Here is a 23669-nt window from a genome sequence, read left to right on the forward strand (position 1 = left end):
TACTACCCACGCGTAAGATCGTCCGGGTAGGAACGAACCGAGCGTAAGGGCAGTTGATGGGCCGTCAGGCTTCGCAGGACACCCGCGGCGATGCAGAAGGCATCCTCCGCGGAGCACGCCATGCACGGCAGGACAACCGCTTCGCGATCCCCGCTGGCTACGCGGACCCGTACCTGCCACCCATCGAACCGGCACCGTTGCTCGGCACCACCCAGCGGCCCACGTCCCCGGCGGAACCGCACGAGGACACGAGCTTCATCAACCTCATCTCACTCGTTCCGACGGCGGACAAGCTGGCCCGCAAGCGCTTCATCGCGCGCAGCATCCTGATCTTGGCGATTGCGGCCGTCCCCGCGGTGATTCTGGGCTTGATGCTCACGTGAACCTGGCCTGGCTGAATCGAGGCGAAATTGACGAGGCCCGCGAATCCACCAAAGGATTCGCGGGCCTCGTCGCTTGCCAGCAGCACGTCAGTCGCCGGCACCCATCACGAGGGTTTCGAGCTGGTCGAGCACGAGAGACGCGGCGAACCGCCGACAGTACTCGCGGGCATCAGCCGACGCCCGTTGGTAGGACTCCTCATCGCCTGCCACAGTGGCGATGGTGGACGCCATCCCGTCCGTGGTGAGGTGCAACCAGGACTCGGGATAGATCTCTTCCGCGCCCGGCCACGCCAGAGATACCGGCAGCGCACCGGAGGCGCCGCCGTCGGCCAAGGTCAGGTGGAAGGACTCGAAGTCGCTCACGGAGAGCACGACGCCGATCTTGCGGTACCACTCCCCCATGTCGTCGCCGTGGCCGTCGAAGTGCACGGCCCCGCGGAGGTTCGGATCGTTCTCGATGCGAGCGCGCTGGGCGTCGTAGTAGGCCATCTCACGTTCGCGCTTGAGCATCCAGGGGTAGTCCTCGGGCGTGCGGCCCTTGACGAAGAGCTGGAACCGGTCGTCACGGCTCCTGAGCTCCGCCAGGACGTCGAGCGCGCGGTCGAGGTGCTTTTGCTGCGGCACGATTCCGACGAGCCCCAGATTGAATCGAGCGTCCTGGGTCTTGTCGGCGTCGAAGTAGGCCTCGTCCACCGCATTCGGGACGACACGCGTGCTCGCCTCGGCGTAGTTGTAGCGGGTCGTGGCCATCTGCTCCACGAGCCGCCCAACGAAGACCGTCTGATCGATCCGGCCCAACTGGGTGCGCTCCGGGTACGGCGTGAACAGTTCCTGCGAGTGGAAGCGCGCAACCAGGCGCTGCCGCTTCTTGACGTTCTTCGCGTACCACTCCGCGTTGCCGAGCGACCATTCGCAGAAGACGACGTCGGCCTGCTCGAGCAGGCCGTAGCTGGTTTCCGGGTCGTGCTTGCCGTGGTCCTGCCACTCGTCGATGAGGATCGTGTGGCCACGTCCGCGCAGGCGATCGATCAGCTGACCCGCGAATTTCAGGTCGTGGCCGGCGATGAGCACGGTGCGCGGACCGTCCACCTCATCGTGGTCACTCTCTGGGCCCTCGACCTCTTCGAGACGTGGGACGGCCAACGCGCGCCGCAGTAATGCCACGGCCTCCCCCTCTACGGGCGCGGCGCCGAGCCACGGGCGGTCTGATCGAGCGGAGCCTTCGTTCAGGAGCGCGAGCCCCGGCCTGTCGAGGTCTGAATCACTGACCTGGACCGTGCCGGCCCCGTCCTGTTGTGCGACCGCGCTCAACCACGCGCCGCGGCTGAGGTCCTCGCCGAGCAGCTCATCGTTCAGGTACGCCCCGAAGCCGGCGGCCGGCACGCCGTCGGGCACGTCAGTGACCACCTGGATCCCCGCGCCCTCGAGCACCGCCGCTCCGCTCCGGTCTGCGTCTTCCGGCACGACGACGGCAGCTGGCCGGTGCGTCTGGCGGAGCACGGCCGAGGCGGTGGATGACGAGGCGTCGTCGACGGTGAGCGCGTAGTCGTTCAACACCGGGGCGGAGACGGGGATTCCTGCCGTGCGCAGCATAAGGGCCAGCCGGTGGCCGGCGAGGTGCGCCCGGTAGACGAGCCGGTGAAGAGTCCAGGCGTCGTGATTGCGACCGGCTTCGTTCTTGAGCCAGTAATTCGCGAGGAGCCCGGCGGCCTCTGGGCTGGTGGCCAATGGGAGATGCGGCGCGAAAAACGTCGGCACGCCCATGCCGGAACCGGTGATGACGGGCGTGCCACAGGCCGCCAATTCCATGACACGACGCGAAAACATGGTCGGCGACTTCGCAACCGAGTTGACGTTCACATGTACGGGGTGAGCCTTGTAGGCCTCGACCATCTCCGGGTAGGAGAGCCCGCCTCGCACGTACTTGGACAGCGATCCGGGGAACTGATAGGGGCTTCCGGGGTGGTTGACCTGACGGTCGTAGATCGTCAGGCCGTGCTCGGCGACTTCGCCCAGGATGCGGGCGAGTTCCTTGGAACGGTCCGGATAGCGGTCCCCGTAGTAGGAGCCGCCGTAAGCAACAGAATGCGCGTACTCCCGTTGGCTCGGAGTCGGGTTGTGCAGGAGCGGCTGGGCGAAGAACGGCAGAGCCGCGATGGACTTCGCTCGCTGACCGGGTTCAGCGGCGTAACGCGGAATACAGTCGGCGTCCGTCGTGAAGACGTGATCGAAGTGGCCCGCAGTCCGCACGAATCGGCCGATGTGGACCGGGTCCTCCTTGTTCCAGAAGATGGTGGGAATCCCACGGTCGCCGCATGCGGCGAGGAGCGATGCCAAGGATTCGAATTCCTCGTCGGAGTAGAAACCCACACCCCGGCGCCACTGCCCGCCGTTGCCCTCCCAGGCGGATTCAACGAGCAGCGCGTCAATCGGCTCAGCGTCCAGCTGCTGTTGCCAACTTTCGCGATCCATCCGGATCAGCGTGCACTCAGCGTCGAGACTCGTGGTGGTGAATTCGTCGGCGATGATACCGACGCGCATCGTCGACAACGGTCGGTCTCCGTCGGACTCGCGGCCGTGCTCGGTGGCCCCCGTCTCGACGGCGGCGAGCAGCGGCTCGTGCGCTGCTGCCACTCTCTCGGCTACGGCCGTCCAGGACCGCTCGTGTACAGCCCACCAGCGCGCGGTTCGGCCGATGTCCGCGCGCAGCGACTCATCCTCGAACAACTCCGCCAGTTTCTCTGCCAAGGCCTCGGCGTTTCCAGCCTCGAAAAGAAGCCCTCGTCTTCCATCCTCGCCCAGGAGATGCTTGAGCGGGGCCACGTCGGATCCGACCACGGCAATTCCCGCGGCCATGGCCTCGAGTGGCTTGAGCGGGGAGACCATTTCGGTGACCAGGTTGCTGATGCGCGGGCACGGGGCGACATCGAAGAGGCTGAGGTACCTGGGGATTTCGTCCGATTCGACCCGTCCGGTGAAGAGCACTTTCTCAGACAGTCCCAGATCCCGCACTTGACCCTTGAGCGACTCGAACGAGGCTCCATCGCCGACAAGCAGGAGCCGCGCTTCGTCGTTGTCGGCCGCAAATTTCGCGAAGGCGTCCACGAGGACGTCAAGACCCTCGTAAGGCACCATGCTGCCGGCGTAGCCGATAACGAAGTGCTCGGGCTGAATGCCGAGTTTCGATGCGAGCCAACGATCCCGGGAAACGGGAACGAATTTAGCGGGATCGGCCGCGTTGGGCACCAGCTGGATCCGGTCCGTCGAAACACCTCGACGGATGAGTTCGTCCCGGACTTCTTCGGTGATGGCCAACACTTGGTCCGCTTCACGAGCCACGAGGGCCTCGAGATCGCGGGCGATGCCGAACTTTTCTGTCTCGGTCCAGCCTGTTCCCTTCGACGCCGCTTCCGTGATCTCCCAGAGTCCGCGGACTTCGTAGACGAAGGGTACGCCGAGGCGGCGGGCCGCCAACAGGGCGGGCAGCGCTGTGAAGTAGTTCGACGCGCTGTGAATCAGGGCCGGGCGGTTGAGCATGGCCTCACGGACGTAGATGTCTGCGGCCTGATGCAGGTAGACGTCCAACGGCGTGCGGGCGAGATTTGGCCCCGGATTGTAGATGTGCTGGACACCGTTGTGGCCGCGACTCGAACGCTTCGGCTTGAGTGACGGCCCAGTCGTCTTACTGTCCCAGGGGTACCCAGGCCGTGCAGCTACGAACACATCCTCACCGTTCGCAGCGAGGCCGTTGACCAATCCCGACGTCCGCGTCGAGTACCCGTTCGAATTGAACTCACCGGTGCTGTGGGCACAGTACATAAGCCGCTGATGGATGGGCTGATACCCCGGGGTGGCACTGCGAGGCGGAATGAACGGCAACTGCCCGACGAACCGAGCAAATCCGTAGACCTGACCCATGAAGGACCGGTCGCGATCCGTCAAGGTGAATGCGGGGCCGTCTGGAAGGTCCTCTTCCTGCATTCTCATCAAGAGGTCACGAGCCTCGATCACCGCACCACGAACAAAGAACGCTTGGCGTGCAGCGGCCAACAACGACTTTCGCGTGACCTCGTCAGGATGCGCAGCTACGGCCGGCCTAACCGGCGCAGAGTTCGACGAGGAGACCGTCGTGGCGTTCGGCCCCGCCGAGACCGGTGCTGCCATAGACCGCTGGCTCTCCGATGCGTTCGAAGCGGTCTTTCGGGCCACATCCCGAACTCTCGCGAAAGCGGCCTGCGGACGCGCAAGCACCTTTGACATTCTCACGGCCGGGTCATCGCGTAGACGTTCATAGGCCGCCTTGAACTTCTCTACCCGGGCGGTTTGATTGTCATACAACTCCTGCAGTCGCTCATTGCGCTGCTTGACTTTGCTCAGTTCCCGCTTCAGCCTGGCGCGGTCGGCGTTCGCCTGTTGGATTTCGTGTTCAACTTTCCGAACACGCTGGCTGAGAGATGCTTCAATCGCGCGCAAACGCAAGAATTCATCGACGGACGATTCGACGTCCTGGGTGAGTCGAAATGCTCGCGCACGATCGAGAGGCGAGCTGGGAGGAGACTGGTCGATGCCCATTTTTCTCTCTGTATTGTCGAAGGTAGAAATCTGTTTGTGAGATCACCGCCACTAACGGCGCGAATGATCGTGGAAGCTAGCAGGAACTGACGGCCGGGTTGACTTCACGATACCCGTCGGCGGGCACCCCCACGCACCGACAAGACCGGCGGGATGTAGCCCTTCTGGAAGCGCCGCAGAAGCTGGACGGCCCGCTTCGATTCCCCTTTGCGTTCGGCCGTTGTCAACTGCGTCCGCCATCGTTTGACAGTCGCCGGCTCGTCATCCATGATGACGCGCCCATCGTGGATCCAGCAGATGCGGTTCGTCAATTGCAGTAGATGACGAATCTCGTGGCTCACGACGATGAGCGTGCCGCCCCGCCGATGGAACGCCTCCAGCTTCCTTTGCTCACCGTCGTTTGCCAGCAATTCGACCAGAGTCTCGGCCTCGTCGATCACCAAAATCCGAGTACCGGTGACGAGAGCGAGGTAAAATCGGATGCGATCTACGACTTCCTGATCTATGTTCTGGACCAGTTCGTCGAGAGTCTCGTCACCGATTTGCGCTTCAGCCGCGACGGTAGCGACGGCGCTGGTTACCCGTTGCCCACTCATGCGATTCGCGGTTGCGAAACGCACCATGTTGAATCGCAACGATTCTTCCGCGTCGTACGATCCGGCTGCGTCGAGAACCACCGGCTCTCCGTCAACGTAAATCTTGCCATCTGTCGGAACGCTGTTCCCGGTAATCACCTCCGCGATCAGCGCGGCCCCATCCCGGCGACTGCCGAGGAAGCCGACCGCTTCTCCGGCTTCAGCCAGGAAGGTCAGGTCATTAATGACAGCCGTGAAGGCCTTCTTGCCGCGCCCTTGGCTACGCTCCGCGCTGACACCGTGTAGGAGGAGTGTGGGCCGCACTCGAGCCGGAGGCGTCATCTCAACGCCCCGTCGTTGCATAGTTGTCTCCGCGCATCCAGATCAGCCAGGATCCAACGATGAGAGGCACGAGTGCCCACAGAGCTATCACGTACCACCCGTCGCCTGTGGGCACCTCGTTGTAGATGAGAGCCGATCGCGAGTACTCGAGTACCCAGTGCATGGGATTCCAATGCACAAGGAAATCGATGATGGGACTGATGCCGAGGAACCGTTCGGCAGAGAACATGACGCCGGAACCGAACATCCACGCTCGCGTGGCCACCTGAAGCACGTTCTGCAGGTCCGGGATGATGCCCACGAAGTGGGCCGCGAGCACGGAGACGCCGGCTGTCACGAGCACCTGAAGCACAATGATTGGAACCACAAGCAAGGCGATGAGACTGATCTCCTTCGGCGGAGAGATCGCGAAAATCATCACGAGCATGACCAAATAGCTTGGGAAACCCGTCAGCCACGTCCGCACGTTCACCGTCAGCGGTTCCGCGAGCGCGGGCAACGCGGCGCCCGAGGCCTTTCTTCTCCGGTTCATGATCGATGCCGCAGATGCGCTGACCGATCTGGATGTCAGCTTGAAAAAGAAAACACCGATCAGAAGGAACGCAAGAAAGTTGTCGATACCCTTGTCAAGATTCAGGATGACGCCGAATACCAGGAAATAAATAGCTCCGTCGAGAATGGGATTGATGATCAGCCACAAGTTTCCCAGGTAGAGACGCTTCCCGGCATCATCGACCTTGGACCGGGCTTCGTGGAACATGTAGCTTCGCGCATCCCAGACTCGAAGCCAGTAGTCAACGAACTCCAGTCGTCCTCCGCGGACCTCCATCCCCGTGACATCGACGAGAATTGGCCCCTGTGCTCCATTTGGCACGTCATTGTTCACTGAATTCATCGTGCCTCCTTCGCGCGGGTCAACCCATCGTAGATTTCCAAACTGATCTCGGCGTTTCGTTTCCATGTTCTCGTTGCTAGGACGAATTCACGGCCACTGAACCCCATCCTCTCGCGTAGGGCAGAATCCTCAACAAGGCTCTCGATTGCGTCAGCCAATGCTTCGGGATCTTCTGCCGGAACACAGTAGCCCGTCTTTCCGTGTTCGACCATCTCGCGAAGCGCGGGAAGATCGGAGGCAATTACGGGCCGGCAAGAGGCCATCGCTTCGACGGGTTTCAGTGGTGTCACGGAGCGCGTGACTGCGAAATCCTTTCGAGGAACTACGAAGATGTCCAAAGCTCGGTGGTAGCGAACCGCTTCCGCGACAGGTACACGACCGACGAAGATCCGTTCCGGATCAAGCCCTATCTGAGCCGCGTGAACGCGCAGCGACTTCAACGAGCTGCCGCTGCCGACGATGACGAGCTCGACGTCCACGCCTCGATCCTTCAGGATCGAATACGCCGTCAAAAGATCATCGATACCCTCGTAGCCCACAAGAGACGAGACCGTACCGATGTGGACCTTTCCGGGGTCGAGCCCCAGCCGGGGTTTGACCTCGCGAGAAGGCTGCGGAGTCTCCAAAAACGCGCTGCCGACAGCGTTGGGTGTAAGTCGGATACGACCCAAGGGAACACCTTGCGCTTCAATCCGCTGTCGCATCGATGTCCCGAGCGTGAGGACGAGATCCGCGTCCCTCATGACCTCGCCTTCGCGAAGATTGAAGTGTTGATACCGCTCAGAGTTGGACGCTTCAGGGCCCCGCTTAGACGCCCAGGTGTCCGAGAGCTGACCGCGTACCTCATAGACCCAGGGGATCCCCACCGCCTTCGCGACCGCGCGCACTACGAGCCCGTTGACGAAATGAGTTGTCGTATGCAGAACGGCGGGACGTACCTTCAACACGAGCTCGAGCAGGCGATCCGCCTCGAGCTGGAGACGCTCACGCAGGTTCGGGATGGTGCCGCGGACCAGCAATCGGTGGTACACGACGTCGTCGATCCGCTGGCGTTTGGGTGCGTGGGAGAAGCCCAGGGACTCGGGGTAGCCCAGCCGCGTCACGGCATGAACCTGCCACCCCTCATCGGCCTGCGCACGAAGCATTGAGTGGGAACGCTGCGTGTATCCGCTGGTCGTGTACGGCAGTGAATTTGTTAGGAGATGCAGAACGACCTGCTCCTGCGGCTCGTACCCTTCAACGGAACCCACGCGGGGAACCCACTCGCCGAAAACGTCGCGCTCCGCTTCATATCGGTCACGGAGGCGGCCCTGGCGTGCACTTGATGGATCCAGCCGATGTATCGCGGAACTTGTATGCCCGTTATAGAAGTCGAGCTTCGCCCGGGTGACCTCCATGCCGTCGGCGTCATCCATTCTGGCAGCGAAGACAGCGGCCACCTGCGGCAGGTCAGCGGCCAAGGCGATATTGGCGAGACTTCGGGCACGGTTCCCCCGTGGTCCGCGTGCCAACGCTGATCGTAGCCGGAAATTGATCTCGTCGGAATCGCCGATAAGCAGTGCAGCCATCGAGGACGCCGTCAAGGACGGCACTGCGCCCAGACCAGCATCCAGGATTCGCAACCCGCGTTCTGCGACTGGCGAGGAACGGCGGCGCCACAGACGCTCAACGAACGCAACTGGATCTTCCCTCCAGTGACGGCGGAGCGTATGACGCTTGGCCAGGAGTCCCTTCATGGACGCGCCTCGCTTCGGCCCGGGGTCCCTCGACCTCGATCGCCTGAAATCACGAGTGAAGTTCTGCCTTCCGGTGAGAGTAACGCACGCTTGAACTCCAGCGCGCCTCGTTGAGAATATCCTGCAGCGGCCACATAGACCACCTACCTGAAACCGTTGACGCTAGTTCTCAAGCCCGTGGTTCTCGATGTAGGACGTCAATGTGTCCTTCTGCATGGCTTCCGAAATCGCCTGCGTGGTCGCCGGATCATGGATCACGATCGACTGGCCGTCGGCCGAGCGACCGGTCCCCTGGTTGGGGAGCGTGAACGTGTGAACATCTGAGGATCTCACGTTGCGCAGGCTCACGCCGAGCTTGCCGAGGCCGAAGGCGTCCACCTCGTCATCGACCGAGACGAAGGGTGAGAAGTCGTCGACGATATTCGAAATTTTGCCGGGGTCCGTGAGCGTCTCTCGGGTCAGAAACTGCGCCATCACCGCCTTTAGGAACAGCTGCTGGTTGGCGACGCGGGTGTAGTCCCCGTCGGCGAACTGCTTACGTTCGCGCACGAATCGCAGTGCTTTGTCCCCTTCGAGAGTGATAGGACCGGACTCGTATGTGTAGGACTGCCCACCACCGTGAACCGTGAATGCCCGAGGGTTATTCACCTCGACGCCGCCGAGGGACTCGGTCAGGGCCTTGAATCCCTCGAAATCGATAATCGCCACGTGGTCGATGGGCACGTCGACGACGGATTCGATGGTTTCGACCAGCAGCGGGACCCCGCCGAAGGCGAGGGCCGCGTTGATCTTGTGTTCGCCGCGGCCGGGGATTTCGACCCAGGTGTCGCGCATGATCGACATGACGTTGATACTCTCGCGGTCCCCGGGAATATTGACGAGCATCATCGTGTCAGCGCGACCGCCGTTGGGCACACGCGGCAGGTCTTCAGTCTCACCGCTGCCGCCGCGACTGTCGGATCCGATCACGAGGTAGTTGATCGCATCGGCGCTCTCCGCCGACCGATCCGGACGGTCGGACGTCGGAAAGGCGGACTCGATCGACTGAGACTTCTGGTCGAAACTATTCTTGAGACTGAACAAGTAGCCCACAGCAACACCTGCGGCGATCAACACCACAAGCAGTACGGCAATGAGCGCCACGACCCCGGTCCGCTTTTTGCGCGGCCTCGGCTCGTCCGTGTACCCATCCCCCATGCCGTCAACACCGGCCATGTTCCACTCCTTCATCTGCAGTTCGCCCGCGCGGCCTGCGTCGCCTCAAAAGGGACACACATTCACGCGAGCCGTATAGAATCCTAGGGTGCTTTCCTTCAGCTTTCCTGGCAGGGTCGCTAAAACGTCAGCCCGCCAACGATACACCGGTTTGATACTAGCGATCGCATCAACGGCGGGACTTGTCCTGCTGTCTGCCTGCTCGTCTGTAGTTGATGTCGATCCCGCACGTGGTGCCAATCATCCCTCATGCGCCCGAACAATGGTCATTCTCCCTGACGAGGTCTCCGGCTTCGAACGACGCGACACCAACAGTCAGGCGACCGCGGTTTGGGGCGATCCAGCGGCCGTGGTCCTCAGGTGCGGGGTCGAAAGTCCAAGCTCCGTGACAACCGATCCGTGCGTGACGGCGAACGGCGTCGACTGGATTGCCCGCGAGGGCGAAGACGCATGGACCTTGACGACGTACGGTCGGGAACCGGCCACGGAGGTGCTGTTCGATCCAACCCAGGTTCCGTCCAGTAATGTCCTGCCAGAACTGGCTTCCGCTGTCCAGGCCGTCGAATCACAGGCTGAATGTCTCTCGACCCAGCAGGAGGCGAACCTCCCCTGACTCCGGCGCTGATGGGAGGCGTAAACAGCTAGCGCAGCCCCAGCGGGCGCTCCAATGCCAGGGCGATCAGCTCGTCGATCAGTTCAGAGTACTCGATGCCCGTCTTCGCCCACATCTGCGGATACATGCTGTTGGGCGTGAAGCCGGGCATCGTGTTGATTTCGTTGATAACCCACTGGCCTTCGGATGTGTAGAAGAAGTCAACGCGGGCCAGCCCTTCTGCTCCGACGGCGTCGAACGCGGCGACAGCCAGGCGGCGGATGGCCTGCTGAGCCTCTTCAGGCAGGTCGGCCGGGCAGCTCAGTGCAGCGCTGTCGTCGACGTACTTCGCTTCGAAATCGTAGAAGGTGTGCCCCTCATTGGAGACGGAGATCTCTCCCGGGAAGGAAGCACGGGGCAGCTGTTCTCCACGGCCTTCGAGCACGCCGCATTCGATCTCGCGCCCAATGATCCCCTGCTCGATGACGACCTTCGGATCGTGTTCCCGGGCGGCCTCGACAGCCTCTCGCAGCTGCTCCCGATCGTCGACGCGGGTGATCCCCATCGACGACCCTGCGCGGGCCGGCTTGACGAAGAGCGGCAGCTCGAGGCCGTTGGCCCCTTCCAGTGCCGCTGCGGGATCGCGACGCCACTGCTTATCCGTGATCACGGCGTAGGGCCCGATCTGGAACCCGGCCGCTTCGAAGACGACCTTCATGTAGTGCTTGTCCATGCCGATCGCACTGGACGCCACTCCGGCGCCGACATAGGGCAGATCTGCGAGCTCGAGCATGCCCTGCAGAGTCCCGTCCTCGCCGAAGGGTCCGTGAAGCAGGGGGAAAACGACGTCGACCCGTCCAAGATCTTTGATTTCTCCGTTGGCACCGGATATCAGCCGCGATTCCTTCGCGACGCTGATCTCGTCGCCCGCTTCGCCGTCTGTCAGGTGCAGCTGACTGGCACCGGCCTCCACTTCGGGGCGGCGACCGGACGCCAGGGTCCACTCCCCCGGGTCCGAATCGACGAGGGTCCACTGCCCGGTCTTGGTGATTCCCACGGGGATGACGTCGTACTTCTGCCGATCGATCGCCTTCATGACGCTGGCAGCGGTCACGCAGGAGACGGAGTGTTCGGACGAGCGGCCGCCGAAGAGGAGGAGGACGCGCGGGCGGGGGCTGGCTGGCATACTAGTCGCTTTCTCGGCTGATGTTCGTTTCGGACTTCAGATCGCGGCCCAGCAGTTGGCGCGCCATCCCTTCGATGGTGAGTCGCCCATCCAGCACGCCCACCACGGCCTCGGCAATCGGCATCTCTACGTCGTTGCGTCGGGCCAGATCGAGCACGGCATGGGCCGACTTCATCCCCTCCGCCGTCTGAGTCATCGCCTCGCCCACCTCGGTCGCACTGAGATTCTCTCCCAGCAGACGGCCCGCGGTTCGGTTGCGGGACAACGGCGAGGAACACGTGGCGACCAGGTCTCCGAGACCAGCCAAGCCGGCCATGGTCTCCAGCTGGCCGCCCAGGGCGATCGCGAGACGCGTCGTCTCGGCCAACCCCCGCGTAATCACGGAGGCCTTGGTGTTGTCGCCCATGCCCAGGCCGTCGCAGATGCCGACAGCGAGGGCGATGACGTTCTTGACGATGCCGCCGATCTCGACGCCAACAACGTCCGCGTTCGTGTAGGGGCGGAAATAGGGGGCGCTGATCAGAGTCGCAATTCGAGTGGCGACTTCCTCATCGGCACAGGCGACCACCGATGCGGTGGGCTCCTCGCGGGCGATCTCCATGGCGAGATTGGGCCCGGACACGACGACGATCTGCGCCGGTTCGATCCCGAGTTCGTCTCCGATGACCTCGCTCATCCGAGCGTCACTACCTCGCTCGAGGCCCTTCATCAACGAAATGACGACGGCACCCGGAGCGATATCGTCGCGGATTTCGTGCAGCTGGGCTCGCAAGGTCTGCGCAGGGACGGCAAGGACGACGACGTTGGCATCCGATAGTGCCTCCCGAAGGTCGCTCGTGGCGCTGATGCGCTGCGACAGTCGGATCTTGTCCAGATACTGGCTGTTGGTGTGCGAATCGTTGATCTCGGCAGCGACGGCTTCGCGCCGTGCCCAGAGGCAGATGGTCCCGTCGTCGGCGTTCCGCTCCGCAGCGTCGGCGGCGACTTTGGCGAATGTCGTGCCCCAGCTGCCTGCGCCGACGACCGCCATTTTCGTAGGAGTTGTCATCGCTGTTCTCCCGATTGCTCCGATGGATCCGCCCGTCCCTGTTCGGGTGCCTGCCCGTTGTGCCCCGCGTCCTCTTGTTCGTAGTTTCGTCCGGACAAGGTCTGCCCGTGGGCTGCCGGATCCCACAGCGTCGCCGGTGGGGTCTCGCCGCGAAGCTCTCCGACGAGATCAGCGATGGCTTTCATGATCCGGTCGGTTGCCTCCACGAGAACCGCCTTTGTCATGGGCGTGCCCTGAAGATCGGACAGGTCGACCGGGTTGCCGGCGACGACGCGCACGCGCTTGCGCGGGAAGACGTGGAGTCGGTTGCCGTAACGCGGGAGCAGCTCCTGCGCACCCCAGTGGGCGATAGGGACGACGGGAGCCCCCGTTTGGAGGGCGAGGCGGGCCGCGCCGGTCCGGCCCTTCATGGGCCACATGTCAGGATCCCGGGTCAAGGTGCCCTCGGGATAGACGATGGCCACAGAGCCTTCGTTCAGGATCTGCCCGGCCAACTCCAGCGACTCCTTCGCACCCCTGCTGCTTCGGGCGACGGGGATCTGCCGAGTCTTGGTCAGGAACCATCCCGCGATCGGGATCCGGAACAGCGATTCCTTGGCCATGTACCGCGGCAGTCGCCCTGCTCCGTACATCGCGTGCCCCACGATCAACGGATCAATCTCCGTCGAATGGTTCGGGCAGGCAATGAATCCGGACTCAGGCAGACGATCGAATCGCTCCCAGCTCTTGCTGATCAGCAGATTGAGCACGGGGCGGGCCAGTCCTGCCATGAACCCGAATGTGCAGCGGGCACCTAGAGTCTCAGGCAAGAGTCGTTAACCTCGCTCGCTGATCTCGACGCTGGCGCCGAGCCCCTTGAGCTTGTCGAGGAAGCGTTCGTAGCCGCGGTCGATGAGTTCGATGCCGGTCACGTTGCTTGTGCCCTCTGCAGCCAGTGCCGCGATGAGGTGGGAGAATCCGCCGCGCAGATCCGGAATGTCGATGTCGCGGCCGACCAGGGTCGACGGACCGGTGATGACGGCCGAGTGCTGGAAGTTTCGCTGGCCGAAGCGGCACGGAACGGAGCCGAGGCACTCGCGGTGCAACTGAATCGTCGCACCCATACGGATCAAGGCCTCGGTGAATCCGAAGCGATTCTCGTAGACGGTCTCGTGGACGATCGACACGCCGGTCGACTGGGTGAGCGCGACGACGAGCGGCTGCTGCCAGTCCGTCATGAAGCCCGGGTGCACGTCTGTCTCGAGGACGAGCGGCTTCAGCTCACCGCCCGGGTGGTAGAAGCGGATGCCGTCGTCGTGAACATCGAACGCTCCCCCGATCTTGCGGTAGGTGTTCAAGAATGCCGTCAGGTCGGACTGCTTGGCCCCGGCGACGAAGATGTCGCCCTTGGTGACCAGAGCGGCCGATGCCCAGGAGGCGGCCTCGTTGCGGTCCGGTACGGCCTTGTGGTTGTAGCTGGTGAGGGTCGGAACACCCTCGATGCGGATGACGCGGTCGGTCTGCACCTGGATGATGGCGCCCATCTTCTGCAGAATCGCGATGAGATCCATGATCTCCGGCTCGACGGCGGCGTTCTTAAGTTCCGTGATCCCTTCGGCACGCACCGCGGAGAGGAGGACCTGTTCCGTGGCGCCGACCGACGGGAACGGCAGCTCCAGCTTCGCGCCCTTGAGTCCATGCGGCGCGCTGATGGCGATCCCGTCAACTCGCTTGTCCACGACGGCACCGAAGGCCCGCAGGACGTTCAGGTGGAAGTCGATCGGACGGTCGCCGATCCGACACCCGCCCAGGTCCGGGATGAAGGCTTCGCCGATGCTGTGAATCAGGGGGCCGCAGAAAAGGATCGGAATACGCGAATCGCCCGCGTGGGTGTCGATTTCCTTCGACGGTGCGCGAGTGGCACCGCGAGGGTCGAGCGTCAGGTCGCCCGTCTCCGGGTCTTTCGCCACCGTCACTCCGTGGATCTGGAGCAGACTCGTGACGATCTCGACGTCGCGAATCTCAGGCACGTTGCGCAGCAACGACGGGCTATCGCCCAGAAGTGCCGCGACCATGGCTTTCGGCACCAGATTCTTGGCGCCCCTGACGTTGACGGTGCCCTTGAGTGGTACGCCGCCATGAATAGTCAGGACTTTGCCCATGAATGAAAACCTCGTGTTCGTTGGGTGCCCGGACATCACCGGGAGCTCCCCGCAAGCATACAACTGACAGCCCTGTTTCCCGGGCACCACACGAACGGCCCCCGCCCCCTCAAGAGGTGCTCAAGCTCCGTTGAACACCACCCTGAAGGGCGGGGGCCGCTTGTTGCGCGCTCCGCGACTCTTAGGACTTCGCTGGGAGCGTAGTCGGCTTGAAAGCCGGTCGCGATGCCTCGTACTCGGTGATGGAGCCCTCGGACTGGAGCGTTAGCGCAATGTCGTCCAGCCCTTCCATCAGGCGCCATCGCGTGTAGTCATCAATTTCGAAGTCGGCAGTGATGGCGCCACAGGTCACCTGACGCGTCGCGAGGTCGACGCTCACCTCGGTGCCGGGGTTGTTCTCCAGCTCTTTCCAGAGCAGTTCGATGTCCTCCGGCTGCATCTGGCCTGCCACGAGGCCCTGCTTGCCCGAATTGCCGCGGAAGATATCCGCGAATCGGGACGAGAGTACAACCCTGAAACCGAAGTCCTTCAGCGCCCACACAGCATGCTCTCGTGACGATCCCGTCCCGAAATCGGGGCCGGCCACAAGCACGGACCCCCGGTTGAACGGCTCCTTGTTCAGGATGAAATCGTCGTTCCGCCGCCAGGCTGCAAAGAGAGCATCTTCGAAGCCGGTACGCGTGATCCGTTTGAGATAGACCGCAGGGATAATCTGGTCCGTGTCGATGTTGCTTTGACGCATCGGCACGCCGATGCCGGTGTGGCGAATGATCTGTTCCATGCTGTCTCCTTAGGCCGCTGCGGCGGCAGCGGACTCTTCCTCAAGATCGGACGGCGAACTCAGGGTGCCTCGCACTGCGGTGGCCGCGGCCACGAGTGGCGAAACAAGGTGAGTCCGTCCCCCCTTGCCCTGGCGTCCTTCGAAGTTGCGGTTCGACGTGGACGCACAGCGCTCACCGGGCTCGAGCTGGTCCGGGTTCATACCCAGACACATGGAGCAGCCGGCAAATCGCCATTCGGCCCCGAAGTCCTCGAAGACCTTGTCCAGGCCTTCGGCTTCCGCCTCGAGACGAACCCTGGCTGAGCCTGGTACCACGATCATCCGCACGTCCGGGTCCTTCGTGCGTCCCCGGATGATCTCAGCCGCGGCCCGCAGGTCCTCCATGCGCGAATTGGTGCAGGAGCCGAGGAAGACCGTATCCACCCTGACTTCCTTCATCGGCGTCCCGGCCTTCAGGTCCATGTACTCGAGAGCACGCTGGGCGGAGAGCTTCTCGTTCTCGTCGCCGAAGTCCTCCGGATTCGGCACGGAATCCGAAAGCGACACGCCCTGGCCCGGGTTGGTCCCCCACGTCACGAAGGGCTCCAGATCGTCGGCATCGATCGAGACCTCTGCGTCGAACGTCGCGTCGTCATCCGTGCGCAACGTCCTCCAGTACTCGACGGCGGCGTCCCAGTCCTCGCCTGTAGGAGCGTGCGGGCGGCCCTGCACATAATCGAAGGTGATCTGGTCGGGCGCGATCATGCCGGCACGGGCGCCGGCCTCAATGGACATGTTGCAAATCGTCATCCGGGCATCCATCGACAACTGCTCGATGGCGGACCCGCGGTACTCGAGCACGTACCCCTGCCCGCCGCCTGTGCCGATCTTGGCGATCACGGCCAAGATGATGTCCTTGGAGGTCACTCCCGGCTTGAGGCTTCCCTCAACATTGACGGCCATCGTCTTGAACGGCTTTAGAGACAGGGTCTGCGTCGCCATCACGTGTTCGACCTCCGAGGTGCCGATGCCCATGGCGAGGGCGCCGAATGCACCATGGGTCGACGTGTGGGAGTCACCGCAGACCACGGTCATGCCGGGCTGCGTGAGGCCCAGCTGTGGCCCCACGACGTGCACGATTCCCTGTTCCGCGTCGCCCAAGGGGTGCAACCGGACTCCGAATTCTTTGCAGTTCGCACGTAGGGTCTCGATCTGCTTGCGGCTCGTCGGATCGGCAATCGGCTTGTCGATGTCCAGAGTCGGAGTGTTGTGGTCCTCCGTCGCGATGGTCAGATCCGGACGGCGGAGCGGCCGACCGGCCAACCGGAGCCCCTCGAACGCCTGCGGCGAAGTGACCTCATGGACGAGATGAAGATCGATGTAAACGAGGTCCGGCTTGCGACCTGCGCCATCGCCTTCGCCCTTCTTGACAACGTGCGCGTTCCAAACCTTCTCCGCCAGCGTCAGGCCAGTCTGCTGATCGCCCATGCTTTCCTCCGTCAGGTAGTGCTGATAGAACAACTCAAGCACCGCCCCCGCAACCGCGCTAGTTTTTCGACGTGCATCTCAAATGCTGAGACGCTAATATCAAAGCATGGACGGATCGAGTGGAGTCGGCGTGCTGGACAAGGCAGCCATGGTGTTGGACGCATTGGAAGCGGGGCCGACCAGCCTGGCACAGCTGGTGGCAGCAACAGGGTTGTCGCGGCCAACAGTGCACCGCTTGGCACAGGCGCTGGTCCATCATCGACTTCTGGGCAAGGATATCCACGGACGCTTCGTTTTGGGGAGCCGCCTGGTGGAGCTGGCGTCGGCGGCAGGTGAAGACCGCCTGATCGCGGCGGCAGGCCCGCTCCTCGTCCAGCTCCGTGACCAGACGGGAGAGAGCTCACAAGTGTTCCGTCGTCAGGGAGACAACCGAGTGTGCGTAGCTAGTGCCGAACGCCCTGTTGGGCTCCGCGACACGATCCCCATCGGAACCCAACTGTCCATGAGGGCCGGTTCGGCAGCACAAGTACTTCTGGCCTGGGAGGACCACCAGCGGCTCCTGGATGGGCTGCAGGGTGCACGATTCACGCCAACCATTCTTGCCGGGGTCCGGCGTCGCGGGTGGGCGCAGTCGCTAGGTGAACGCGAACCCGGCGTCGCCTCCGTTTCGGCCCCCGTACGCGGCCCCAATAATCGGGTCATCGCGGCCGTATCAATCTCGGGCCCGATCGAACGTCTGACACGACAGCCGGGCAAGATCCACGCCGAGGCCGTAGTGGCTACGGCTGCCCAACTGAGCGGCGCACTCCGCCAGACTTCGAGCAACCAGCTGCTAGGTTGATCAACCCTGGTCCCTCCGCCGATGGGGAGGCTTCAACTGTCAGCGGCTGCCAGTCCCTGGCCGCCAGTTTGCCTGCCGACGAAGCGCCAGAACTCTTCCATTTCGCGGCGGGCCTGATCACCCCTGCCGGCAGCTTTCGCCCGGATCGTGTCCGCTCGTTGCGTGCACGCCCGCGCCTCGAAGAGGTTGCGCCGAGCATCAACCGAGTCTAGTTCGGCTACTGGGACTACAGAGTCCGGCGACAACTCCGCAAAGACAGAGGAGACCTTCGGATCGTAGGCGACGCCCGTCGTCGGGACGCCGAGCATCATTGAAATCATGCAGAAGTGCAATCGCATCCCGATTGCCGTCCCGACACCATCCAAAGCGCTGCGAAGACCATCACGAGTCGTCACCGGAGCAACAATTTCAAGGCCCTCGACTCCGTGATATCCCACATCAGCCAGCTCCGACTTCAACCGGTTCAGGTAGTCGAAGTCCTCGGTCGAGACCGGCACGCCTCGCACAAACGTACCGATCGTGCTGGCATGCGAGCACGCCTCGACGAGCAGTTGACGAACATTGACGTCGGCAGCAAAGGGCCAGGGGCGGAGATTGACTGCTATGCCGCCGTTCTCGGCGAATCCAGCAGATGGAATCCTTGCCACTGCCGCGAAGACCGGGTCTGCGACAACCTCGGCTCCGCCTCCGCCTGTCGCTGCTGCCCACTCCCGCGCCGAGTGCCTGTCTCGGACCGAAAAGGACGCGGCAGAAGAGATCGCCTCGCGGAAGGCACTCCGGGCACCTTGTGTGCGCAGAGGACCGACACCCTGGGCATAGAAATAAACGGGCACGCCGAGAGAACGTGCGAGACGTGCATAAGATCCGTAACCGTTAATGGATCCCCTAGCGCCCATGACCAGTCCGCGCACCCCTCCTTGTTCCGCGAAGTCGTAATCTTGGAACAGTCCCCCGCCGCAGTAGACCAAGCCGGCAGACCGTCCGAGCGCGGCATGTAGTTCGTCAAAGCGACCCCGCGTCAACGCTGGGACACCGTGGCGGCGCAAGGTTCTGGCCGGGTCGACACTGATTACCAACGGGACGAGATCCGGCCGGATCTGGGTGATGACGTCGAGAGTCTGCTCAAGAATCAGCTCGTCGCCAAGGTTGTCAGCTCCAAACCATCCGCACAGCACCACGAAGCGGCGTTCCGCCTCGGGCGAACCAGTGCCGCGCGCAACATTCGACTCCGAAGGGGCCTGATGACCACCCTGTCCGCCGCTGAAAGCTGAAACGCCCACGTCGACCGGCACACCGGCGGCATCCGCGATGCGCACTAGCAGTTGCCAGCCTCGCGGCCGTTCCCGAACAGGCTCCGGCATGGCCAGCCTCGCGCCGCGACTGATGAGTTCGACGAACTCAGACGTCGTCGGATTGATCACCCGTTCCAATGGAGACGCTAGACCGAAAGTTTCGTTCCACTGCGATACGAGGGTGTCGTGCCTCGCCGAAATCCACTCCGCCGTTACGAATGCAATACCGGGCTTCGGACGCCGAGTCGTTCCCTGCAAGACATCGGACAGGTGGTGTGACAACGGCACGTCGGTGGCATGCACCGTATGCACTTCGGCGCCCGCGGCCTGAAGTCGTCGCTGGCGTTCCAGATCCGGCATCACGGACAAGTCAACGACGTGAAGGGACAGGGCAGCTGCGGCCGCTTCAAGCATGTTTAGTTTACGAGCGGTCCACCCAGCCACCACCCAGACGACAGCAGAGAACGAGCTGAGCGATGCGAGATCAACGCAATCAACGCGTCCGACGGCCGCCCCCTCGGCTTCGTCCAAACAGCTCGTCACTGAAGAATCGGACACGAATGCTACTGCTCCTGAATGGTCCATGAGACCATCCAAAAAAATCCTCTCCATTGAGAACTCGTCCGAAAAGTCACCAACCAGAACGCTCCCCCGCAGTGGAATTTCCGAGTAGGCCGTAGACGGTCGCTCCCCAGTCGAACTTCTGATCGTTTCAATCATTGAGCCACTCCTCGAGGATGCTTTCCACCTGGTTCGGTTGGGCTGCCGTCTGGTGTCCGGCGAACAAACCTTCACGAACCTCGGCAGCCAACAATGACCCACCTCTGTCCTGATTGATCAGCGCGAAGTGGTGATGCCCTCTGGTTTTCCATTCGGGGGACTCGGGATTGACGAAGACGCGCACACGTTCCGCGTCCAACGTCTTCCAGATTGGACGGCTGTCGCTCCGCGCCACGTCTTCGATACTGCGGACCGATGGGAAAGCGGTAGCCAGCGCCCGGCGAACGAATGTGGCTGCAGAGCCTTCCACTGATAGGGCGAAGACCGGGGCAAGGAAAAGACCGAGGTATCGACTCGAGCAGCCGACAAGCCGGCTCGCGATCAGAGCAGCGGTAGAGGGCGCGACGAGCAGGATCCGCCGAGCCCCGACACGGTCGGCCGCACCGGACAGGGCAGCTTCAAGATCAGGCAGTGGGTCCCACGACTCGCCTCCGAGATACCAGCCGAGTCGAAGGGTGGTGTCCAACGCAAGTGTGGGATCGGGAACAACCACGCTCCACTCGTTCAGCCGCTCGCTGCGCAGCGGCGAGTCCACGTACGGGTAGGGATGGGCTACCGGGTCGACGACGGAATGGAAGTAGACGACGAGCGTCTCCGACCGTCCTCCGTCACCCCTCGGGGGCCGGACATTCAACGCAAGCCTCCCGTCAGCGGCAAGAGACACCCCAGATGCCGCCTCGGTGCCGGATTCGACGACAAGTTCCCGTTTCGAGGCTTCAGGCGCAGCTTCTTCGGCCTCCGAGGTAAACATCGGCTCTGCCCCCGGGGGGAGCGGGCTGGTTCGTGCAATGTGTCGTCGGAGCCAGGCAACGCTGTCCTCGAAGAGTTCGTTCCATCGTTTCAATGGGTGTGGGCCGTGGCCTTCAGCGATATGTTCTCGTACGAGCCGGAAGTTCTCTAGATTGCTCTCGCCAGATGCGTGATCGTATCCGATTGCCTCGAGGAAAGGAGCGAGGTGATCTCGAAGGTGTTCAGCGTCTCCGTCGTTCTGGGCGTAGGTGACGAGATTGCCTCGGTGCATACGCTCCCCGTAGAGGTCTGTGACAGAGAATCGTCCGGGGTACCGCGCTTTTAGCTCCCGCTCCGAACAACCGAGGAAGAGGTTCCGAACAACGCGCTCGACGAACACGCCGCCGAGGTACCGGAACGTGTCGGTCTGCGGGCTGAAGCAGAGCGCGACCGACGCCACGAATCGTGCCGATAAACGTAGCGAAGTGTACCCACCGCCCGACGACCCTTCAAAGACCACACCGGAGGCACCCGTCGCCGACGCAACGTAGCGCACGACCTTTTCCATCCAATCGTCGACGTCGATACCCGGAGTGCCGAGATACCAGGATAGAAGGTTGCCCTCATCCAGTCCGAGCGTCGGATCCGAAAACGCGATGAAAGGGTAGGAGTCCTGAAGGCTCGAACTGACCCGGAGGAAGTACGGCAGCTTCACTTTGGCTGTACGCGCGCCGTGCAGCGCCACGCGCAGCACGTCGTTTTGTTCTCCTCCGGCCCTCAGCACGAAACTTAGAATCATGCCATCGCCGATGGCGAGATGGTAGATCGCCGCGGAGTCATCGATGCGGACATCGGCGACGTCATCGATCATGTACTCGGTCAGCTTGTAAAACGCATGAGATTCACGAATCAGTCGCCTCATCGGACTTGGGCGCCTTCCTGGGCGAGCATCTCGACTAGATTCTCCTCGACCGCCAGATTCGCTGCTGCGTACGACACCGAGTTGAGACGCAGGCGATCCAGCGCGTCGCCGTCGGAAAGCAGCCGTCGCAGCTTCAGGCGCAACTCGCCCGGATGCGCGATCAGGATACTGTCCTCCCCAGGATTACTGATAACCGTCGGTGCGATACCGCGGGTGAGCACGGGCAGGCTCCCCGCAATCATGGCATGCCCGAGCAGCCTGTTGGGCAGCGGCCCCTTCCGGCTCATGTCGGGCAGAACAATGCTGAGGAGGCTGTTGGCCACTCGGGACACATTAGCCAGACCGCGACGCTCGGTCCCCTCGACGTCGGCGGCGAACCTCGCACTCTCGATGCCGCGGAATTCGTCAAGGAGCCGTCGATGGAGGCCGAAATGCGCTTCCCGTTGAGCAAAGATTCCTAGTCGCCGGTGTCGGCTCTTCTGGAGCAGCAGCAGCCGGACATAACTCCTGTCGAAGCCGTCAGGATAGTGGGCTACGTTTTCCAGCCCGTGTGCGGCGAACTTCTGCGGCGTCAACTGGTTCACGAATCCGGCCTTGTCGACGATCGACACGAGGCGGGAGTCGCGCAGAGTGAAGTCCTGTCCTTCGAGCCCGATCGCGAGAACCTTGACACCATGGTCCTCACGGAGCATGCGCGTTCCAGTCACCTCAGGCAGGTAGTAGCCGCCGACGAACAGGAAGACGTCGGTCCGGTGCTGAAAATGTTCACGGAGCCCGACGACGTCCACGACTCCCGAATACTCGCCGAAAGGATCCTTGGAGATGAAGTCGCGGAAGTTGTACGGATTCACGGGATCGACATGATGCCCCATGTTGCGAAGACCACGCAGCGTGGTGTTCAGAGTCGATACATGATCGCCCCACCCTGTGCCGATCAAGGCGATGTTCAATGGCCCCTCCGCGACGGGGAGGCTGTCGAAGTGCGCTTGCACAGCGTTTCGGACCTGCTCGTCGGCCTCCTCTGCCTTGATGCTTCGCGAAGTCCTCGTGGGGACACTCCCGACAGCCGGGGGCTGTTCCGGCGCGTCGGCCGCGACGCCGCTGGTGTTCCGTTCGATCTCCGTGCCATCAAATTCCGTGAACATTCGCGTCCGCTGCACGGCATCAAGCGATCGCCAGTCGTCATTAGCCAGTACGTGCTCGAGAGCCAGTACTCGCGATCCCGCCGAGAAGTGACTGGCGAAGCGACGCCACATCGCCAGGCTGAGCTCTGAAAGCCCGCCGCCTTCCAAAAGTTGCCTGGCCGTGGCCTCGGCCTGTGCGGAGTCGTTGACACAGTAGATCTCGGGGAAGGTGTCCAGAGTGGACCCCTCGGGCACGAAGGATATGAGCGGAATGCCCATGGCTGCATACTGAATGACCCGACTCGGGTATTCGAAGAACCCGAGCTTGTCTAGGCCGTCGAACCAGGTTTCCAGGCCGTGATGGTCGCGGAAGTACTGCGGGATGTTGATGGCCAGACGTGTCCTGGCACCCGCGTCCGCGACCTCGGCGTCCGCGTCGAGGTATCCGCCCCAGACGTTGTTGTAGTCCGAACCGACGTTGCCGTGGATCCTCAAATCCAAGTCCATCCCCGACAGACGGAAATACCGATCGCGCCGAACTTGATCATGCACATTCCCCAGGAACATGACGTCGCTCTCCGGCTCCTTGCTGCCGTAGACGTAGGGAAAGCTGACCCCGTCCGTCCAGAAGGGGAAGTTGATCCCCGTCGGGCGCCCGTGCTGCTGTTCGTAAAAGTCCAGAACGGTCGCATTGCCGCAGTGCAGGACAAGATCGTAGTGGTCGATCACGGGTCCGTAGGAGAGCTTCCAGAGAACCGGATCGTCAGACAGCCAGGCCACGATTCTGGCGCCTGACTTCCTCAACCTCCACAACTGCGCAAATGGAAGACTGGCTGGCCGGAAAACGAAGACGATGTCCGGACGCTCGGCGATCGCCTGGTCGATGGCGGCCTCGATTGGGGCCAGCTGGAGGGGGTCCGTCAGGAATTTGAACCCGTGGCCAAGTTTCCCCGTATTGATTACGTCGTGCCCCCTGGCGCGGAGCGCGCGTTCCAGCGATGACGCAAGATGGGTCTCGAGAATTCCATCGAAGAGCATGAATTTCACT

The 23669-nt window shown here is 62.7% G+C and carries 17 protein-coding genes; 3 read left to right on the forward strand and 14 right to left on the reverse strand.

All coding sequences use genetic code 11. The features are described from left to right. Window positions 1-56: 56 nt before the first annotated feature. Window positions 57-383 carry a hypothetical protein gene (locus EV380_RS05660; protein WP_130449918.1) on the forward strand — a complete coding sequence of 109 codons (327 nt, stop codon included), beginning with the start codon at window positions 57-59 and terminating at the stop codon, window positions 381-383. Window positions 384-470: 87 nt separating this feature from the next. On the opposite strand, the gene EV380_RS05665 is transcribed toward EV380_RS05660, so the two are convergent. The 5 genes from EV380_RS05665 to EV380_RS05685 form a co-directional block, all read right to left on the reverse strand. After that, entirely contained in the window at window positions 471-4955 is a 4485-nt protein-coding gene (locus EV380_RS05665; protein ID WP_130449920.1) for a glycosyltransferase, read from the reverse strand. A 104-nt stretch (window positions 4956-5059) separates the two neighbouring features. After that, window positions 5060-5893 (reverse strand): ABC transporter ATP-binding protein, encoded by an 834-nt coding sequence (locus EV380_RS05670; protein ID WP_130449922.1) that lies wholly within the window; start codon window positions 5891-5893, stop codon window positions 5060-5062. Continuing rightward, on the reverse strand, window positions 5874-6767 hold the full coding sequence (locus EV380_RS05675) for an ABC transporter permease (protein WP_165391889.1): 894 nt from the start codon (window positions 6765-6767) through the stop codon (window positions 5874-5876). Before EV380_RS05675 ends, EV380_RS05670 begins: the two co-directional genes overlap by 20 nt. Beyond that, on the reverse strand, window positions 6764-8503 hold the full coding sequence (locus EV380_RS05680) for a glycosyltransferase family 4 protein (protein WP_130449926.1): 1740 nt from the start codon (window positions 8501-8503) through the stop codon (window positions 6764-6766). The genes EV380_RS05675 and EV380_RS05680 overlap by 4 nt, the downstream gene beginning before the upstream one ends. A gap of 162 nt (window positions 8504-8665) precedes the next feature. Next, window positions 8666-9718, reverse strand: coding sequence for an LCP family protein (locus EV380_RS05685; RefSeq protein ID WP_242607517.1), 1053 nt, complete (start codon window positions 9716-9718; stop codon window positions 8666-8668). 88 nt (window positions 9719-9806) lie between these two features. Between EV380_RS05685 and EV380_RS05690 the strand changes: the two genes are divergently transcribed. Further along, the gene (locus EV380_RS05690) at window positions 9807-10331 is read left to right on the forward strand and encodes a DUF3515 domain-containing protein (RefSeq protein ID WP_278030537.1); all 525 of its coding nucleotides are present in this window, start codon (window positions 9807-9809) and stop codon (window positions 10329-10331) included. A 28-nt stretch (window positions 10332-10359) separates the two neighbouring features. On the opposite strand, the gene EV380_RS05695 is transcribed toward EV380_RS05690, so the two are convergent. The 6 genes from EV380_RS05695 to leuC all read right to left on the reverse strand — a co-directional run bounded on the left by EV380_RS05695 (window position 10360) and on the right by leuC (window position 16933). Beyond that, window positions 10360-11496 carry a D-alanine--D-alanine ligase family protein gene (locus EV380_RS05695; protein WP_130449928.1) on the reverse strand — a complete coding sequence of 379 codons (1137 nt, stop codon included), beginning with the start codon at window positions 11494-11496 and terminating at the stop codon, window positions 10360-10362. Between the two features lies 1 nt (window position 11497). After that, window positions 11498-12526, reverse strand: a complete 1029-nt coding sequence (locus EV380_RS05700) for an NAD(P)H-dependent glycerol-3-phosphate dehydrogenase (protein ID WP_242607518.1) — start codon at window positions 12524-12526, stop codon at window positions 11498-11500. Between the two features lie 14 nt (window positions 12527-12540). Further along, window positions 12541-13314 carry a lysophospholipid acyltransferase family protein gene (locus tag EV380_RS05705; protein WP_207219329.1) on the reverse strand — a complete coding sequence of 258 codons (774 nt, stop codon included), beginning with the start codon at window positions 13312-13314 and terminating at the stop codon, window positions 12541-12543. Window positions 13315-13359: 45 nt separating this feature from the next. Further along, complete coding sequence (murA, locus tag EV380_RS05710; protein ID WP_102158980.1) at window positions 13360-14685, reverse strand: UDP-N-acetylglucosamine 1-carboxyvinyltransferase; 1326 nt, start codon at window positions 14683-14685, stop codon at window positions 13360-13362. Between the two features lie 181 nt (window positions 14686-14866). Next, the gene (gene leuD, locus EV380_RS05715; protein ID WP_130449934.1) at window positions 14867-15466 is read right to left on the reverse strand and encodes a 3-isopropylmalate dehydratase small subunit; all 600 of its coding nucleotides are present in this window, start codon (window positions 15464-15466) and stop codon (window positions 14867-14869) included. A gap of 9 nt (window positions 15467-15475) precedes the next feature. Beyond that, on the reverse strand, window positions 15476-16933 hold the full coding sequence (leuC, locus tag EV380_RS05720; protein WP_130449936.1) for a 3-isopropylmalate dehydratase large subunit: 1458 nt from the start codon (window positions 16931-16933) through the stop codon (window positions 15476-15478). Window positions 16934-17039: 106 nt separating this feature from the next. On the opposite strand from leuC, the gene EV380_RS05725 reads away from it, so the two are divergent. Further along, complete coding sequence (locus EV380_RS05725; RefSeq protein ID WP_130449938.1) at window positions 17040-17774, forward strand: IclR family transcriptional regulator; 735 nt, start codon at window positions 17040-17042, stop codon at window positions 17772-17774. A 32-nt stretch (window positions 17775-17806) separates the two neighbouring features. Here EV380_RS05725 and EV380_RS05730 read toward each other — a convergent pair whose 3' ends face one another. The 3 genes from EV380_RS05730 to EV380_RS05740 are packed head-to-tail and all read right to left on the reverse strand — an operon-like array spanning window position 17807 to window position 23668. Continuing rightward, window positions 17807-19786 carry a polysaccharide pyruvyl transferase family protein gene (locus EV380_RS05730; protein WP_130449940.1) on the reverse strand — a complete coding sequence of 660 codons (1980 nt, stop codon included), beginning with the start codon at window positions 19784-19786 and terminating at the stop codon, window positions 17807-17809. Beyond that, window positions 19779-21497: a hypothetical protein gene (locus tag EV380_RS05735; protein ID WP_130449942.1), complete on the reverse strand. Its 1719-nt coding sequence runs from the start codon at window positions 21495-21497 to the stop codon at window positions 19779-19781. The genes EV380_RS05730 and EV380_RS05735 overlap by 8 nt, the downstream gene beginning before the upstream one ends. After that, entirely contained in the window at window positions 21494-23668 is a 2175-nt protein-coding gene (locus tag EV380_RS05740; RefSeq protein WP_130449944.1) for a CgeB family protein, read from the reverse strand. The genes EV380_RS05735 and EV380_RS05740 overlap by 4 nt, the downstream gene beginning before the upstream one ends. Window position 23669 lies beyond the last annotated feature (1 nt).

It is taken from the genome of Zhihengliuella halotolerans, from assembly GCF_004217565.1.
In the GTDB taxonomy this organism is placed as follows: Bacteria; Actinomycetota; Actinomycetes; order Actinomycetales; family Micrococcaceae; genus Zhihengliuella; species Zhihengliuella halotolerans.

Bases quoted from the DNA above. Each gene is read 5' to 3' on its own strand.
- EV380_RS05660 (WP_130449918.1), top strand. From the start codon at position 57: ATGGGCCGTCAGGCTTCGCAGGACACCCGCGGCGATGCAGAAGGCATC.
- EV380_RS05700 (WP_242607518.1), bottom strand. From the start codon at position 12,526: ATGGCGGTCGTCGGCGCAGGCAGCTGGGGCACGACATTCGCCAAAGTC.
- EV380_RS05735 (WP_130449942.1), bottom strand. From the start codon at position 21,497: ATGAGGCGACTGATTCGTGAATCTCATGCGTTTTACAAGCTGACCGAG.
- EV380_RS05695 (WP_130449928.1), bottom strand. From the start codon at position 11,496: ATGCCAGCCAGCCCCCGCCCGCGCGTCCTCCTCCTCTTCGGCGGCCGC.
- murA (WP_102158980.1), bottom strand. From the start codon at position 14,685: ATGGGCAAAGTCCTGACTATTCATGGCGGCGTACCACTCAAGGGCACC.
- EV380_RS05685 (WP_242607517.1), bottom strand. From the start codon at position 9,718: ATGGCCGGTGTTGACGGCATGGGGGATGGGTACACGGACGAGCCGAGG.
- EV380_RS05730 (WP_130449940.1), bottom strand. From the start codon at position 19,786: ATGATTGAAACGATCAGAAGTTCGACTGGGGAGCGACCGTCTACGGCC.
- EV380_RS05675 (WP_165391889.1), bottom strand. From the start codon at position 6,767: ATGAATTCAGTGAACAATGACGTGCCAAATGGAGCACAGGGGCCAATT.
- leuC (WP_130449936.1), bottom strand. From the start codon at position 16,933: ATGGGCGATCAGCAGACTGGCCTGACGCTGGCGGAGAAGGTTTGGAAC.
- EV380_RS05670 (WP_130449922.1), bottom strand. From the start codon at position 5,893: ATGCAACGACGGGGCGTTGAGATGACGCCTCCGGCTCGAGTGCGGCCC.
- EV380_RS05665 (WP_130449920.1), bottom strand. From the start codon at position 4,955: ATGGGCATCGACCAGTCTCCTCCCAGCTCGCCTCTCGATCGTGCGCGA.
- EV380_RS05705 (WP_207219329.1), bottom strand. From the start codon at position 13,314: ATGGCAGGACTGGCCCGCCCCGTGCTCAATCTGCTGATCAGCAAGAGC.
- leuD (WP_130449934.1), bottom strand. From the start codon at position 15,466: ATGGAACAGATCATTCGCCACACCGGCATCGGCGTGCCGATGCGTCAA.
- EV380_RS05680 (WP_130449926.1), bottom strand. From the start codon at position 8,503: ATGAAGGGACTCCTGGCCAAGCGTCATACGCTCCGCCGTCACTGGAGG.
- EV380_RS05725 (WP_130449938.1), top strand. From the start codon at position 17,040: ATGGACGGATCGAGTGGAGTCGGCGTGCTGGACAAGGCAGCCATGGTG.